We start from the raw sequence: 16,018 nt of genomic DNA, 5'->3' as shown, positions 1-16,018 counted from the left end.
GCTGAGTTGGACGCTGACGCTGACGCTGAGTTGGACGCTGACGCTGACGCTGACGCTGGGCTGGCTGCTGACGCTGATGCTGAGTTGGTTGCTGACGCTGACGCTGGGCTGGCTGCTGACGCTGATGCTGAGTTGGTTGCTGACGCTGACGCCGAGCTGGACGCTGACGCCGAGCTGGACGCTGATGCTGAGCTGGCTGCTGATGCTGAGCTGGCTGCTGATGCCGAGTCGGATTCCGATGCTGAGCTGGGGCCCGATAGCCCCGCCGAGCTGGACGCCGACACCGAGCTGCGGTCCGGCGCCTCGGGCGAGTTGAACGGAGCTCTCCCGGACATCCAGCCCGCCGAGGCGAGGGCGGAGCTCGACCCGGATGACGCCGCGGAGTGGACCGGCGACGACGCCGACCCGCTCGCCGGCGAGCCCGGAGCGCCCGGCGGAGCGGAAGCTGACGGCGGACAACCGCGCCCTGGCCCCGTGCCCCGCCCGCTCGGCTCCGCGCCGCTCCTGGACTCCGAACCGCTGCCCGCCACCCGGCCCGGCATGCTCCGCCCGCGGCCCGCGCCGGTCGAGGGGTTCTCCCTGCCGGTGCAGCGTCCCGCGTTCGACATCGGCCCCGAGGAACCGGCCGACATCTCCTAGTGGTCCGTCCCGGTTCGGCCGTCCACCGCGGGGGTTTCCCGCCGGGCGTCGGGTAAGGCGGGGCAGCGGTCGACGGAAAGTCCGGCGGCGGCCGCCTCCAGCGCAAGTGCCCCTCCGGTCGGCGCCCCGACCAGGTGCGCCCGCCCTCCGGCCGTGGCGTACCAGGTTCCGTCCCGTGGACCTCGCCTCGCGCTCACGAGGCCCACGGGAGCAGGACCTAGCTGTTCAGGCCGTTCAGGAAGCGGCCGACGATCGGCACGGCGGCGTCCGCGCCGGCCCCGCCCTTCTGCACCATCACCGCGAACGCGATGTCGCCCTGCCAGCCCACGAACCAGGCGTGCGTCTCCTGCGATCCGGTCTGGAACTCCGCGGTGCCGGTCTTGCCGTGCACCGGCCCGCCCTTGACCGAGCGCAACGCCGTGCCGGTGCCCTTCGTGACCACCTCGCGCATCATCTCGCGCAGCGGCGCCACCACCGCGTCGTCCAGTTTCGGGCCGGCCGCGGCGGGATTGCCCGGCGCCGGATCGAGGACCAGCTTCGGCTGCTGGAACTGACCGCGGGCGACCGACGCGGTGGCGTTGGCCATGGCGATCGGGCTGACCACCGTGGTGCCCTGGCCGAACGCGGCGGCGGCCAGCTCGGCCGGGCTGTTGCCGTCGGACACCTTGCCGCTGAACGCCTTGACGCCGAGGTCCCACTCGGTGCCCAGGCCGAGGGTGGTGGCGGCGGTGCGCAGGCCGTCGGCGCCCAGTTTCGGGGCCAGGTTCACGAACGCGGTGTTGCAGGACTTGGCGAAGTCGGTGCGGAACGGCACCCGGCCGAGCGCCATGTTGTGCGAGTTCTTGAACGGGCGCGCGCCGACCGACTTGGTCTTCGGGCAGTCGACCACGGTGTTCGGGGTGACCTGCTTCTTCTGCAGCAGGCCGAACGTGGACACCATCTTGAAGGTGGAGCCGGGCGGCACCTGGGCGGTCATGGCGTGGTTGACCGAGCCGCCGTCCGGTCCTTCGGCGACGGCGAGCACGGAGGCGTCGCTGACCCGGATGGCGACCAGCGAACTGGGCCGCTTCTCCGCTGCCACGGCCCGGTCCGCCGCGGTCTGCACCCGCTGATCGAGTGTGATCTTGATGGGCGTGCCGGGCTGGGGGTCGACGGTGTGGATCTTCGTGTCGGTGACCGAGCCTTCGGCGGACCGGCGGGCGATCACCACGGACTGACCGGCGACGCCGCGCAGCTGGACGTCGTACCTCTGCTGCAGTCCGCCGTGCCCGACCATGTCGCCCTGACTGATCGTGTCGGCGTTGGCGGTGAGGTCGTCGCGGGTGGCCGGATCGACCGTGCCGATCAGGGCCCGGGCGAACTCCCGGCTGGGCGGCAGGTCGCGGTCCTCCTCGCGGAACACGGTGCCGTCCAGCGGCCGGATCTCGTCGCGGATCTTGTCGTAGTCCGGCCGGCGGAGCAGGACCACGTCGATGAACGCGCCCTTGTCCGCCTTCTCCACCCGGGCCTTGAGGTCGGAGAGGTCGACCGTGCGGTTGATCTTCTTGAACGCCGTGCCGAGCGCGGTGGTCAGCTTCGGCAGGTCGGTGATCTTCTCCGGGCTCACCCCGACCATCACGGTCGGGCGCAGTTGCACCAGCGGCTTTCCGGCGGCGTCCTGGATGTTGGCCCGCGGGGGCCGCACCCGGCGCAGCTCCAGCCGGTCGCCGATGCTCAGCTCGCTGTGCAGGATCGACGGCTCCCAGATGACCCGCCAGCCGTCGCTGTCCCGCTCGGTCAGCCGGACCGTGCTCTGGTACGACCACGGCGCGCCGCCGGGCAGCGTCCAGTCCAGCTTGATCGGGGCGCTGGCGATCTCGCCGGTGACCTTGGCCGCACCGGCCGTCGACACCACGAACGACGCCTGCGGCAGGTCCCCGGAGAGGGCGCCGATCTCCTCGACCACCTTGGCCGCGGCGATCGAGCCGCCGTCCGCGGTCACGAACCCGACCTTGCCGAAGTCACCGCTCTTCCACCCGGTCAGGAAGGCGTCCACCGTGTCGCCGGGGCCTTCGCTGCCGCACGCGACCAGGCCACCGGCCAGCAGAACGAGCGTCGCCAGGGTGCCGGTGGTCCGGCGGGCGGCCCTGAGGCGGCCGCGGCCGGGTTGCGGGGTGCGGCGCATGAGGTCTCCCTCCCGGGGGTAGTTGTTCTTCGGAAACTGAGGGAACGGTAATCGGAGCAAGCCAGTGTCGTTGTCCCAGCACGGGTGACAAGTATCAAATTTCGCGGAGGAACGGCACATTCGCGACCTGGGCGTGACCGACGGCCGTCCGCCACGCCCGCCGCCGCACGCCGTAGGCTGACCTCCGACGCGTCGAACCCACAACGTCGTGGGTGAGGGGAGTGCCAGGCATGGCTGTCGCCGACGAGGCAGCGACCGATTCCGAGCCCGAGCTGGATTTTGTTCCCGGCCCGGGCCTCGCTCTGACCGGACGTCTCGGTGCATCCGAGGACAGCGAGCTCGAGGAGCCGCTGCCCAACGCCGAGCGGCTGGTCGCCGCGGCGGTCGCGCTGGCGGGGGAGGACCACACCACGGCGGCGCTGGTGGACCGGTTCTGGCGGTTCGCCCCCGACGAGGAACTGGTCGGCTACACCCCGGAGGAGATGTACGCCGCCGCGCTGGCCCACCGCGACCTGGCCACCGAGCGGCTGCCCGGGCAGTTGCAGCTCGCGATCAGCGCCCCGGACTCCGGCGAGCCGCATTCGGTGCTGCAGATCGTGACGGACGACATGCCGTTCCTGGTCGATTCGGTCAGCGCCCTGCTCACCGCGCATCAGCTGCAGATCCACCTGCTGGTGCATCCGCTGATCGTGGTGCGCCGGGAGCCGCTCGGCGCGCTCGCCCAGGTCGAGGCGGACGTGGAGCCGGACGACGCGATCGACGGCGACATCGTGGAGAGCTGGATCCGGATCGAGCTGGATCCGGTCCGTGACCCGGAGGCCCGCGAGCAGCTGCACAACGAGGTCCGGCGGGTGCTCACCGACGTCCGGGACGCGGTCGAGGACTGGCCGCGCATGCGCCAGCGGGCGCTGGTCATCGCGGACGAGCTGGCCACCGCGCGGGGTTCGGACGCGAAGCTGCCGGTGCCGGACAAGGACGTCACCGACACCATCGAGCTGTTGAAGTGGCTCGCGCACGATCACTTCACGTTCCTCGGCTACCGGGAGTACGCGCTCCAGGAGGACGTGCTGACCGCGGTGCAGGGCTCCGGGCTGGGCATCCTCCGGGGCATCGGCACCCCGCGCAAGCTGTCCTCGCTGGCCCCGGAGGCGTACCAGCGGGCGCTGGAGAAGCGGCTGCTGGTGATCACCAAGGCCAACTCCCGGGCCACCGTGCACCGCTCGGCCTACCTGGACTACATCGGCGTCAAGGTCTTCGACGCGCAGGGCGACGTGGTCGGCGAGCGCCGGTTCCTCGGCCTGTTCTCCTCGTCGGCGTACCGCACCAGCGTGCGGGAACTGCCGGTGGTGCGGCGCAAGGTGATGGAGGTGCTGGACCGCTCCGGCCTGTCGCCGCGCGGGCACTCCGGCAAGGACCTGCTGCAGATCCTCGAGACGTACCCGCGGGACGAGCTGTTCCAGATCAAGACCGATGACCTGTACGAGGCGGTCGTCGGCGTGCTGCGGATGGCCGGGCGCCGGCAGCTGCGGCTGTTCCTGCGCCGGGACGGGTACGGCCGGTTCATCTCCTGCCTGATCTACCTGCCCCGGGACCGCTTCACCACCGCGAACCGGCTGTGCATGCAGGAGATCCTGCTGCGCGAGCTGAACGGCATCGGGGTGGACTACACCACCCGGGTCACCGAGCGGATGCTCGCCCGGGTGCACTTCGTGGTGCGTACCGACCCGGCCGATCCGCCCGGACCGGTGGACCCGAACGCGCTGGCCGAGCAACTGGCCGACGCCACCCGGATGTGGGACGACGACTTCTCCCTGGTGCTGGAGCGCAAGCTGGGCGACGAGCCGGCGAAGGGCCTGTTCGGCCGGTACGCCGCCGCGTTCCCGGACGGCTACAAGGACGGGCACACGCCGTACGAGGCGGTCCAGGACCTGGCCAAGCTGGAGTTGCTGGAGGAGCCGGGCCAGCTGGAGATGCACCTGTACCGCAAGCGGCACCTGACCACCACGGGCACCGCCGAGCCGGACGAGAACGACGTCCGGTTCAAGGTCTACCGGTACGGCGAGCCGATGATGCTGTCCGCGGTGCTGCCGGTGCTGCACTCGCTGGGTGTGCGGGTGGTCGACGAGCGCCCGTACGAGCTTCGCCGCGGCGACGGCACGGTCTACCTGTACGACTTCGGTCTGCTGCCGCCGGACGACCATCGGGAGCTGGCCGAGGTCCGCCCGCAGATGGAGAACGCGTTCGCCGCGGCGTGGCGGGGCGAGGCGGAGGTGGACGGCTTCAACGAGCTGGTGCTGCGCGCCGGACTCACCTGGCGGCAGGTGGTGGTGCTGCGCGCGTACGCCAAGTACCAGCGGCAGACCGGCGCGGTGTTCTCCCAGCGGTACGTGGAGTCGACGTTCATCGCCTACCCGGAGATCGCCCGGCTGCTGGTGCAGCTGTTCGAGACCCGTTTCTCGCCCCGGCTCCAGATGGGCGAGCAGGAGCGGGCCCGGGCGACGGCCGACCTGGTCGAGCAGGTCAACCGGCTGCTGGACGACGTGGACAGCCTGGACCAGGACCGGATCCTGCGGTCGTACCTCACGTTGATCTCCGCCACCCTGCGGACCAGCTTCTTCCAGCGCGGTTCCGATCAGCGGCCCAAGTCCTACATCGCGTTCAAGCTCGACCCGCAGGCGATCCCGGACCTGCCGCAGCCCCGCCCGAAGTACGAGATCTTCGTCTACTCGCCGCGTTTCGAGGGCGTGCACCTGCGGTACGGCGCGGTGGCCCGCGGCGGCCTGCGCTGGTCCGACCGGCGCGAGGACTTCCGGACCGAGATCCTCGGCCTGGTCAAGGCGCAGATGGTGAAGAACGCGGTGATCGTGCCGGTGGGCGCGAAGGGCGGCTTCGTGCTCAAGCAGAAGCCGGGCGACCGGGACGAGGCGGTGGCCTGTTACCGGGTCTTCATCACCGCGATGCTGGACGTCACGGACAACATCCTCAGCGGCAAGATCGTGCCGCCGCGCGACGTGGTGCGCCACGACGGCGACGACCCCTACCTGGTGGTGGCCGCGGACAAGGGCACGGCCACGTTCTCCGACCTCGCCAACGAGATCTCGGTGAGCAAGGACTTCTGGCTGGGCGACGCGTTCGCGTCGGGCGGTTCGGCCGGGTACGACCACAAGAAGATGGGCATCACCGCCCGGGGCGCGTGGGAGTCGGTGAAGAAGCACTTCCGGGACCTGGGCGTGGACACCCAGTCGCAGGACTTCACCGTGGTCGGCATCGGGGACATGTCCGGCGACGTGTTCGGCAACGGGATGCTGCTGTCCGAGCACATCCGGCTGGTCGCCGCGTTCGACCACCGGCACATCTTCCTGGACCCCGACCCGGACCCGGCGACCTCGTACGCCGAACGCCGCCGGCTGTTCGACCTGCCGCGTTCGTCCTGGTCCGACTACGACCCCACGACGATCAGTGCCGGCGGCGGCGTGTACCCGCGTACCGCCAAGTCGATTCCGGTCTCGCCCGAGGCCCGGGCGGCGCTGGGCCTGGGTGACGTGGCCGCGGTGAGCCCGCCGGAGCTGATCCGGGCGATTCTCACCGCACCGGTGGACCTGCTGTGGAACGGCGGCATCGGCACCTACGTGAAGGCGGCCGGCGAGTCGCACGCGGACGTGGGCGACAAGGCCAACGACGCGATCCGGGTGAACGGCCGAGACCTGCGGGTCAAGGTCGTCGGCGAGGGCGGCAACCTGGGCCTGACCCAGCACGGCCGGATCGAGTTCGCCCGCTTCGGCGGGCCGGCCGGGGCCGGCGAGGAGCCGGCGGGCGGCCGGATCTTCACCGACTTCATCGACAACTCGGCCGGCGTGGACTGCTCCGATCACGAGGTCAACATCAAGATCCTGCTGGGCGGCGCGGTCACCGACGGCGAACTGACCCTCCGGGAGCGCGACGAGTTGCTGGCCGCGATGACCGAGGAGGTCGCCGCGCTGGTGCTGCGGGACAACTACGAGCAGGCGAACGCGCTCGGCAACGCCCGGGCCCAGGCCCACTCGCTGCTGCCGGTGCACCGCCGGATGCTCACCGCGATGGAGAAGAGCGGGCAGCTCAACCGGGAACTCGAGGCGCTGCCGACGGACAAGGAACTGGCCGCCCGGTACGAGGCGGGCGAGGGACTCACCCCGCCGGAGTTCGCCGTGCTCCTGGCGTACGTCAAGATCGGTCTGGAGCGCGAGGTGCTCGCGGATCCGCTGGTCGACGAGGCCTGGACCACCGACGTGCTGGCCGGGTATTTCCCCACACCGTTGCGGGAGCGGTTCGCCGCGCGGATGGCCGGGCACCGGCTGCGCCGAGAGATCATCTCCACGGCCGTGGTGAACGAGGTGGTCAACGGCGGCGGCACGTCGTTCGTCTTCCGGGCGATGGAGGAGAGCGGCGCGTCCGCGGCCGACGTGGTGCGGGCGTACGTCGTGGTGCGCGACGTGTTCGGCCTGCCCGAGCTGTGGGCCGGGGCGGAGGCGCTGGACAACCGGGTGCCCACCGGGGCGCAGACGCTGGTCTACCTGGAGACCCGGCGGCTGCTCGACCGGGCGGTGCGGTGGCTGGTCAGCAACCGGCGCTCGCCGATCGACGTGGCCGGCGAGATCGCCCGGCTGCGGCCCGGGGTGGCTTCGCTGCTGGCGCAGTTGCCGGAGGTGCTGGTCGGCGCGGAACGCGAGTCGATGGCCGAGACGGCGGTGGAGTTCACCGAGCGGGGCATCCCGGCGGACCTGGCCGAATCGCTCTGCCGGGTGGTGTACGGCTTCGGCCTGTTCGACATCCTCGAGACGGCGACCGCGACCGGGCAGGACGTCACCGAGGTGGCGAAGGTCTACTTCGTCATCTCCGAGCGGTTCCAGATCGATCTGCTGTTGTCCCGGATATCCCAGCTGCCGCGGGGTGACCGGTGGCAGACGCTGGCCCGGATGGCGTTGCGGTACGACCTGTACTCCGCGCTCGCCGGGCTGACCGCCGAGGTGCTGCATTCGACGCCGCCGGACAGTGCTCCCGAGGACCGGGTGTCGGAGTGGGAACAGGTGAATGCCGCCTCGATCGCCCGGGCCGGCAACGCCATGGGTGACGTCGAGGACTCGCCGGCCGACCTGGCCGCCCTGTCCGTGCTGCTGCGCCAGATCCGCACCCTGGTGAAGACGTCCGCCGCGGTGTGACCTGCCGGTACGGCGTGCGCCGGACACCTCGCTGACCGCTCCCGAGATCGCGAGGTGCCCGGCGCACTGTTACCTGTCGTGGGGATCTCGAACTGGTCCCGAAGCCCGGGATCCCCACGACGTCCCCAGGATCACCTACCGGGGCGTAACGCTACGTGGTGACCGGCGGGCGCCGGAAGCACTGCGTACCGGAATTGGCCGTTCGGCTGGCCAGACTCGGGCAACAGATCCGAACTTCCCCCCACGGCCGGGCGGAAAGCACGCGCGGGGATTAGGCGATGGTTACTCTCAGTTAATTCAATCGTCAGAACGTACGGTGTCGATCAGGGCGAGCACCTGGCGCAGAGCGGGGCGCAGGACGCGCAGCCGGGACAGCGCGACCAGGCGGTCGATGAGCGGCACCGCGCCGTCGATCAGCCGCCGGGTCCGGCGCTGCTCCGGCGAGTGGTCGTAGACCCAGAACAGCACCACGCCCATCCAGCCCAGCCACAGCAGCTCGGGCAACTCACGGCGCAGCTCGGGGTCGAGCTTCGCGCCGGAGCCCTCCACCACGTCCCGGAAAATCGCGATGGCCGCCTCCCGGGCCGCCGACGACTCCCGGGAGAACGGGCTCAGCGGGGAGGACGGTTCGGCCGCGGTCTTGAAGAACGTGGCGGCGAACGAGTGATACGGCTGGTTGACGTCGATACCCGCGTGCAGCACGCCGCGTAACCGGGCGGCGAAGTCCTTCTCGGCGTCGAGCACCGCCTGCGCGGCGAGCCGGTGCGCCTGCTGGTTGCGGTCGTAGAACCCCTGGATCAGGTGTTCCTTGGAGTCGAAGTAGTAGTACGCGTTACCGACCGCGACGCCCGCCTCCTTGGCGACGGCACGCATGGTGGTCTCGGCGTACCCCCGCTCGCGGAACAGCCGGAGCGCGGTCTCCAGGATCAGCTGCCGGGTCTGCTCGCCCCGCGCCCGGCGCGGCTTCTCCTCGCCGGACGCCGTCGCGTCCGCGCCCGCCGCGTCCGGGGCCGCGGTCGGCTGGTCGGCGGCGTCGTCATCGGCAGCGGTCGTCACATCCGTCACCGTAGTCCGCCTCCCGGGTCTGCCGGCGCACCGCTGCGGCCGCCGCGATGAACCGGCGTGCCGCCGGCAGCAGGGCCGGCGAGCCGAGCCGTTCCGCCATGCCCCGGTAGTCGGCCAGCGCCCAGAGGCAGGCCAGCCAGGCGCCGTCGCCGACGTAGACCGCGCCGGTGTCCGCGATCACGGTGAGGTCCCGGAGGCTGGCGCCGTGGTCGAGACCGGGGAAGCGGGACCGGGCCGGCGCCGAGCCGGCCGGCAGGAACTCCAGCGGGACGAGGTGGTCGCGGCCGGCCAGCCAGCGCCGGGCGGCCCGGCAGATCGGGCAGCCCGCGTCGTAGAGGACCGTGAAGGAGCCGATCCGGTCGGCGCCGGCATCGACCGGATCGGCGGGTGCGGCGGTCATCGTGGTCAGGCCTGCGCCGGGCCGGGCGACAGGCCGGGACCGCCCGCGCCGGGCCAGGGGCCGCGCGGGCCGGCGGCCGGTGGCTGCTGCGGGTGGTGCGGCAGCCGGCCGGCGGGCGGCAGCGGCGGCTGTCCCTGCTGCTGGCGCAGGCGCCCGCGGCGGTAGCGGTTGAGGAAGAACACGTTGAAGAAGTGCAGGACCCCGAGGACCAGCAGCACCAGCCCGATCTTCCAGGACAGCGTCTCCAGCGCCCGGCTGGTGTCCGGCACGGCCGCGCCGGACCGCATGGCCACCGCGACGTAACCGAGGTTGAGCAGGTAGAAGCCCATCACCAGCAGGTGGTTGACGGCCTTGGCGAGCTTGGCGTCGGAGAAGACGTCCTCCAGGAAGACCAGGCCGTTGCGGGACAGCGTGGTCGCCACCCACACCGTCAGCCCGACGCTGATCGCCAGGTAGACCAGATACATCCAGACCTTGTGATCCACGGCTGCCACCTTCTTGAACGTGTTCAACTACGGTCACCATGATCGTAGGGCAATTCTTGAACACGTTCAAGTCCTCCGCCGTGGGACGGGTCTGGCCCTCGGGGGCCGACAACTGCCATGATCGCCCGGTGTCTATCGGCCACGCGCTGCAGTCGACCGGTGGGAGGACCGTTACGCTGCGGCTACGTGCTGTGCGCCGATCCGTATGGGAAATCATCCTAAATCTAGGGGACTTGGTATGGCCGCCTCCCGCCTCCCGGGGACACCCCGGCTGCTGCGCGCGCTCAACGACCGCGCGGCGCTGGAACTCCTGCTCAACCGCGGACCGCTGACGCGCGCACAGCTCGGCGAGATGACCGGGCTCAGCAAGGTCACCGCCTCCCAGCTCGTGGAACGCCTGGAAGAGCGCGGCCTGGTGCGCCGGGTGGGCGAGCAGGCCGGTGGCCGCGGGCCCAACGCGCAGTTGTACGCGGTGACTCCCGGTAGCGCCCACGTCATCGGCGTCGACGTCGGCCCGGACCTGGTGGTGGCCGCCTGTGCGGACATCACCGGCGCGGTCGTCGGCCGGGTCGAGCAGTCCACCAAGGACACCGACGACCCGGTCGGCGTGGTGCACAGCGCGGTGGTCCAGGCCGCGGCCCGGGCCGGCACCGACACCGCGTCGGTACGCCGGGTGGTGCTCGGCACGCCCGGCCTGGTCGACCCGAAGAGCGGCGAGATCTCCTTCGCGTACGACCTGCCCCGCTGGCACCGCGGGCTCCTCGACGACCTGCGCCGCGACCTCAGCACGCCGGTGTCGTTCGGCAACGACGTGAACCTGGCCGCGGTCGCCGAGGCGCACAGCGGCGCGGCCGCCGGCGTCGACAACTTCGTCCTGATCTGGGTCGACCGCGGCGTCGGCCTGGCCACGATGATCGACGGCCGGCTGCACCAGGGTGCGACCGGCGCCGCCGGGGAGATCGGCTGGCTGCCGGTGCCGGGTGCGGAGGTGCCGCGCAACGTGTCCCGGCGCGGCGTGCGGGGCGCGTTCCAGGCCCTGGTCGGCGGCGAGGCGGCGAAGGCGATCGGCCGGCAGCACGGCTTCCGCGGTGCCGAGGGCGCCGACGTGGTGCGCGCGGCGGTGGCCGCGGGCGAGGCCGGCGAGCCGGTGCTGGACGAGCTGGCCGGCCGGCTCGCGCTCGGCGTGGCCGCCACCTGCGTGGTCCTCGATCCGCCGTTGGTGGTGCTGGCCGGCGAGGTGGGCAAGGCCGGCGGCACCGCGCTCGCCGAACGGGTCGAGCGGGAGGTCGCGGCGATCACCCTGGTCGCACCGAAGGTGACGGTCACCGGGGTGGCCGCGGAGCCGGTGCTGCACGGCGCGCTGCGCACCGCGCTGGACGCGGTCCGTGACGAGGTGTTCGGTTCGACCACCGGGTGAGGCACGCGGCGGCCGTCGCGAGGCCCCCGACCGGTGCGTGGTTGGATGGACGGGTGCTCGAAGCTGTTGTTCCCGTACCCCGTCCGCCGGACGACGACACCGTCATCGCCTTCGACCGGCTGAGCGTCATCCGCGGCGGCAGCCATCTGCTCCGCGACGTGACCTGGCAGGTCGAACTGGACGAGCGCTGGGTGGTACTGGGCCCGAACGGCGCCGGCAAGACCACGCTGCTCAACCTCGCGTCGGCCCGCCTGCACCCGTCCCGCGGCACCGCGTACGTGCTCGGCGAACGGCTCGGCCGCACCGACGTCAACGAGCTGCGGACCCGGATCGGCCTCTCCACCGGCCAGCTCGCCGAGCGGGTGCCGCCGGCCGAGCGGGTGCTCGACGTGGTGGTCACCGCGGCGTGGTCGGTGGTCGGCCGGTGGCGGGAGAGCTACGACCCGCAGGACGAGGGCCGGGCCCGGGCGCTGCTCGACCAGCTCGGCATGGGCCCGCTGGTGGACCGGGAGTTCGGCACCCTCTCCGAGGGCGAGCGCAAGCGCACCCTGATCGCCCGGGCCCTGATGACCGATCCGGAGCTGATGCTGCTGGACGAGCCGGCCGCGGGGCTCGACCTCGGCGGCCGCGAGGAGCTGCTGGCCCGGCTCAGCGAGCTGGCGGCCGACCCGGACGCACCGGCCATGGTCCTGGTCACCCACCACGTCGAGGAGATCCCGCCCGGCTTCACCCACGCCATGCTGCTGCGCGAGGGCACCGTGGTGGCGGCCGGCCTGCTGGCCGAGACGATGACCGCGGAGAACCTGTCGAAGACGTTCGGGCTACCCCTGGTGGTGCAGCGCACGGGCGACCGGTACACGGCCCGGGCCGCGTAGGGGAGACACCATGGCCGACGGCACGCCACCGCGGATCGTCGTCGCGGGCAGCGCGAACATGGACCTGGTCGGCCTGGCCGAGCGCCTGCCGCGGCCCGGCGAGACGGTGCTCGGCGACGGCTTCGTGATGACCCCCGGCGGCAAGGGCGCCAACCAGGCCATCGCCGCGGCGCGTGCCGGCGGCCGGTGCACGTTCCTCGGCGCGATCGGCTCGGACGCGTTCGGCGTCACCATCGACGCCCGGCTCCGCGCCTCCGGCGTCGACACCACCCACCTGCGCACGGCGTACGGCGACTCCGGGGTCGCGATCATCATGGTGGACCGGGCCGGCGAGAACTCGATCATCGTGAGCCCCGGCGCGAACCGCACGTTCGCCGACCTCACCGATGCGGAGACCGCCGCCATCGCCGCCGCCGACGTGCTGCTCTGCCAACAGGAGATCCCGGACGCCACGGTGACCGCGGCCGCCCGGGCCGCCCGGTCCGGCGGCACCCGGGTGATCCTGAACGCGGCGCCGGCCCGGGAGCTGTCGCCGGAACTGCTCGCCGCGGTGGACCTGCTGGTGGTGAACCAGGGCGAGGCGCAGGCCCTGACCGGCCGCGCGGAGCCCGACCTGGACGCCCTGCTGCGCCTGGTGCCCCGGGTGGTGCTCACGCTGGGCGGTGCCGGCTCCTGGTACGCCGACCGCGACGGCCGCAACGAGACGGTGGCGCCGTTCCGGGTGGACGTCTCCGACACCACCGCCGCCGGGGACGCGTTCACCGGCGCCCTGGCCGTCGCCTGGGGCGAGGGCCGGGACGTGGTGGACGCGGTGCGCTGGGCCAACGCGGCCGGGGCGGCCTGCGTGCGCCAGGTGGGTGCCAGCAACTCCCTGCCCGGCCGGGCCGACATCGACGCGCTCTACGCCGCCGGCTGAGCTCTAGGCCTGGCGGGCGGTGGACACGAACCGGTGCACCTCGGACCGCAGCACCTCGGCGAGCTGGGACAGCCCGGTCAGCCCGGAGTCGTGGCGGCCGTCGACCGCGGCCGCGATGCCGCTCACCAGGGTGCCCATCTCGCGGATGCTGTCGGTCACCGCCTCCAGCACGCCGACCGCGTCCGCCGCGGCCTGCTGGACCGTGGTGACCTGGCCCATGATCTCCTCGCTGGAGCTGCTGGTCTCGTTGGCCAGCGTCTTGACCTCGCCGGCCACCACGCTGAAGCCGCGGCCCGCCTCGCCGGCCCGGGCCGCCTCGATGGTGGCGTTCAGCGCGAGCAGCCGGGTCTGCGACGCCACCTGATTGATCAGGTCGACCGCGCGCCGGATCTGGTCCGACGCGGTACGCAGCGACGTCACCGTGCTCAGGCCCCGCTCCGCGTCGGCGACCGCGTCGCGGGCGAAGTCACTCAGCCCGTTCGCGGACGAGCCCATCTCGGTCGCCGCCGTGGCCACCTGCTCGGAGACGGTGAGCACGGCCGACTCCAGTTCGTCGGCGAGCGCCAGCCGGGAGCGGGCCGCCTCGGTCACCCGTTCCGCCGAGGTGTGCATCGCGGCGCCGGACGCGGAGATCTGCTCGGCGGCGAGGCGGAACACGCCGCGCATGCCACGGGTCAGGAACCGGCGGTGGAAGCGGCCCTCGGCGGCGGCCTCGGAGGCGGCACCGGACTCCCGGACGAACGCGTCGACCATGTCCAGCAGACCGTTCAGCGCGGTCCGGGTGGCGATCGCCGCCTCCGAGTCGCCGAGCGGTTCGAGCCGCACCTCGAGGTCGCCGGCGGAGGCCCGGCGGCACACCTCGGCGATCCGGTCCAGGGCCACGGCCTGGTCCGGTGTGGACGGGTGGCCACTCGCGGTACGCCGGATCACGGGTTGCCTCCGTTGGTCAGCTCCCAGACGTACTCCTCGTATGTCTGACCGCGTGCGGCCAGGGCCTGCTGGAGCATCGTCCAGGAGGCGTCCAGCGCGGCCGGGGAGCTGTCGTGCCGGCGCTCCTCGGCGCGCAGCTGCGCGTAGAACTCGGCGGCCGCGGTGACCGCGGCGGGGTCCGGCCGGCGCCGGTTGGAGTGGAAGCCGACTACCTTCCCGTCCGCGTCGAGCGACGGCGTGACGTGTGCCAGCACCCAGTAGTGCGCGCCGTCGGAGGCCATGTTCACCACGTACGCGAACAACTCCCGGCCGTCCTTGACCGTGTCCCAGAGCAGCTTGAACACGGACCGGGGCATGTCCGGATGGCGGATGATGTTGTGCGGCTGCCCGATCGCCTCGTCCTCGGTGAGTGCCGAGATGCGCAGGAAGACGTCGTTGGCGTAGGTGAGGATGCCCCGGAGGTCGGTCTTCGTGACGATGATCTCGTCGTCGCCGAAGGTGCGCTCGATGCCTGTGGGGCGTACCTGGGTGGTGTTCATTGTCTTCTGATCGTGAGTGATCAGGTGAGGTCGGCGCGGGGAAATCCGGAAATCGGCTAACGCGGCACGGACCCGCTGTCCAGTGCACGCTGCAGGGCCCGATAGATCTGACCGAAGCGCTGCGCGTCGTCGGTGCGCAGCAGCAGCACCTCGCCGTCGCGGATCCGGGCCCAGATCTCCAGGCAGCGGCTGCCCCGGTCGTAGGAGCGGTCGACGTGCTCGAGCAGGAAGTCGGCCAGCGGCGCGGCGGCCAGGCCGATCAGGATGCCGCCGCCGACCAGCGCCACGGTGGTGCCGGTGGACGCGTGGATCAGGACGGCCACGCCGATGCCGATCAGGCCGATCGCCACCGGGGCGAGGATGGCCAGGCCCAGCGCGCCCCGCCCGGCCACCCGGGTCCAGGAGCGCCGGCCGCGGCGGTGCCAGACCTGGCGCAGGTCGCCGAGCCGGTATTCGCGGCCGCCCATCCGGACGCCGGTCGAGGTGACCAGCACGTCCCGGTCCCGGTAGTAGGTGATCATCCCGCCTCCCTCCACCCACCTTACGTACCCGGTCGTAGGCTGACCGGAACCGCTGAGAGGGAGGCGACGCGCGTGGGCGAGTTCGTGACTCTGGAGAGCACCGACGGCATTGGCACGATCCGGCTGACCCGGCCCCCGATGAACGCGCTGAGCACCCAGGTGCAGGAGGAGTTGCGGGCGGCGGCGGAGGCCGCGGTGGCCGACCCGGAGATCCGCGCGGTGGTGGTGTACGGCGGGGAGAAGGTCTTCGCGGCCGGGGCCGACATCACCGAGTTCACCAGCATCGGCTACCCGGAGATGACGGTCCGGGCCACCGCACTGTCCGCGGCGTTCGACGCGGTCGCCAGGATCGGCAAGCCGACCGTCGCCGCGATCACCGGGTACGCCCTGGGCGGCGGCTGCGAACTCGCGCTGGCCTGCGACTGGCGGGTGGTGGCCGAGGACGCGAAACTGGGTCAGCCGGAGATCAAACTGGGCCTCATCCCGGGCGCCGGCGGCACCCAGCGGCTGGCCCGCCTGATCGGCCCGGCCCGGGCCAAGGACCTGATCTTCTCGGGCCGCATGGTGGACGCCGACGAGGCCCTGCGCATCGGTCTCGCCGACCGGGTGGTGCCGGCCGGCGAGGTGTACCCGGTCGCGGTGGAGCTGCTCCGGCCGTACCTCACCGGTCCGGCCCTGGCGCTGCGCGCCGCCAAGCTGGCGGTCGACGGCGGCCTGGACCGCGATCTCGCCTCGGGCCTGGCCTGGGAGAGTCAGCTGTTCGCGGGCCTGTTCGCCACGGCGGACCGGGTGGAGGGCACGACCGCGTTCGTGGAGAAGCGTAAGCCGCGGTTCACCGGTCGTTAGGGTCTCGCGGAGATTGACGGATTGCC

General features: G+C 72.1%; 12 protein-coding genes. 5 read left to right on the top strand and 7 right to left on the bottom strand.

Annotated features, from left to right (window positions below; genetic code table 11):
- Window positions 1-856: 856 nt before the first annotated feature.
- Complete coding sequence (locus tag LDL48_RS31380; RefSeq protein WP_225258740.1) at window positions 857-2,803, bottom strand: penicillin-binding transpeptidase domain-containing protein; 1,947 nt, start codon at window positions 2,801-2,803, stop codon at window positions 857-859.
- A gap of 230 nt (window positions 2,804-3,033) precedes the next feature.
- On the opposite strand from LDL48_RS31380, the gene LDL48_RS31375 reads away from it, so the two are divergent.
- Window positions 3,034-7,998, top strand: a complete 4,965-nt coding sequence (locus LDL48_RS31375; protein WP_225258739.1) for an NAD-glutamate dehydrogenase — start codon at window positions 3,034-3,036, stop codon at window positions 7,996-7,998.
- A gap of 297 nt (window positions 7,999-8,295) precedes the next feature.
- Here the strand turns inward: LDL48_RS31375 and LDL48_RS31370 are convergent, their stop codons facing one another.
- From LDL48_RS31370 to LDL48_RS31360, 3 genes are read right to left on the bottom strand one after another with little or no spacing between them, the layout of a single operon-like run.
- Window positions 8,296-9,054: a TetR family transcriptional regulator gene (locus LDL48_RS31370; RefSeq protein WP_372472221.1), complete on the bottom strand. Its 759-nt coding sequence runs from the start codon at window positions 9,052-9,054 to the stop codon at window positions 8,296-8,298.
- A complete protein-coding gene (locus tag LDL48_RS31365; protein WP_225258738.1) occupies window positions 9,035-9,463 on the bottom strand; it encodes a thiol-disulfide oxidoreductase DCC family protein in 429 nt (142 codons plus the stop codon). The genes LDL48_RS31370 and LDL48_RS31365 overlap by 20 nt, the downstream gene beginning before the upstream one ends.
- Before the next feature lie 5 nt (window positions 9,464-9,468).
- Complete coding sequence (locus tag LDL48_RS31360; protein WP_225258737.1) at window positions 9,469-9,948, bottom strand: hypothetical protein; 480 nt, start codon at window positions 9,946-9,948, stop codon at window positions 9,469-9,471.
- Between the two features lie 238 nt (window positions 9,949-10,186).
- On the opposite strand from LDL48_RS31360, the gene LDL48_RS31355 reads away from it, so the two are divergent.
- Genes LDL48_RS31355 through LDL48_RS31345 form a run of 3 tightly spaced genes read left to right on the top strand, consistent with a single transcriptional unit; the run spans window position 10,187 to window position 13,156 of the window.
- Entirely contained in the window at window positions 10,187-11,365 is a 1,179-nt protein-coding gene (locus LDL48_RS31355) for an ROK family transcriptional regulator (protein ID WP_225258736.1), read from the top strand.
- A gap of 41 nt (window positions 11,366-11,406) precedes the next feature.
- Window positions 11,407-12,240, top strand: a complete 834-nt coding sequence (locus LDL48_RS31350) for an ABC transporter ATP-binding protein (RefSeq protein WP_255629496.1) — start codon at window positions 11,407-11,409, stop codon at window positions 12,238-12,240.
- 10 nt (window positions 12,241-12,250) lie between these two features.
- Window positions 12,251-13,156 (top strand): ribokinase, encoded by a 906-nt coding sequence (locus LDL48_RS31345; protein WP_225258734.1) that lies wholly within the window; start codon window positions 12,251-12,253, stop codon window positions 13,154-13,156.
- Window positions 13,157-13,159: 3 nt separating this feature from the next.
- Here the strand turns inward: LDL48_RS31345 and LDL48_RS43830 are convergent, their stop codons facing one another.
- From LDL48_RS43830 to LDL48_RS31330, 3 genes are read right to left on the bottom strand one after another with little or no spacing between them, the layout of a single operon-like run.
- Entirely contained in the window at window positions 13,160-14,086 is a 927-nt protein-coding gene (locus LDL48_RS43830; protein WP_308016512.1) for a methyl-accepting chemotaxis protein, read from the bottom strand.
- Window positions 14,083-14,625, bottom strand: a complete 543-nt coding sequence (locus tag LDL48_RS31335; protein WP_225258733.1) for a PAS domain-containing protein — start codon at window positions 14,623-14,625, stop codon at window positions 14,083-14,085. Before LDL48_RS31335 ends, LDL48_RS43830 begins: the two co-directional genes overlap by 4 nt.
- Window positions 14,626-14,681: 56 nt before the next feature.
- Complete coding sequence (locus LDL48_RS31330; RefSeq protein WP_225258732.1) at window positions 14,682-15,146, bottom strand: DUF6232 family protein; 465 nt, start codon at window positions 15,144-15,146, stop codon at window positions 14,682-14,684.
- A gap of 72 nt (window positions 15,147-15,218) precedes the next feature.
- Between LDL48_RS31330 and LDL48_RS31325 the strand changes: the two genes are divergently transcribed.
- Entirely contained in the window at window positions 15,219-15,992 is a 774-nt protein-coding gene (locus tag LDL48_RS31325) for an enoyl-CoA hydratase/isomerase family protein (protein WP_225258731.1), read from the top strand.
- The last annotated feature ends 26 nt before the right edge of the window (window positions 15,993-16,018 follow it).

This window comes from Jidongwangia harbinensis, assembly GCF_020216025.1.
In the GTDB taxonomy this organism is placed as follows: Bacteria; Actinomycetota; Actinomycetes; order Mycobacteriales; family Micromonosporaceae; genus Actinoplanes; species Actinoplanes harbinensis.
This window is presented reverse-complemented; position numbering and strand designations above follow the sequence as displayed.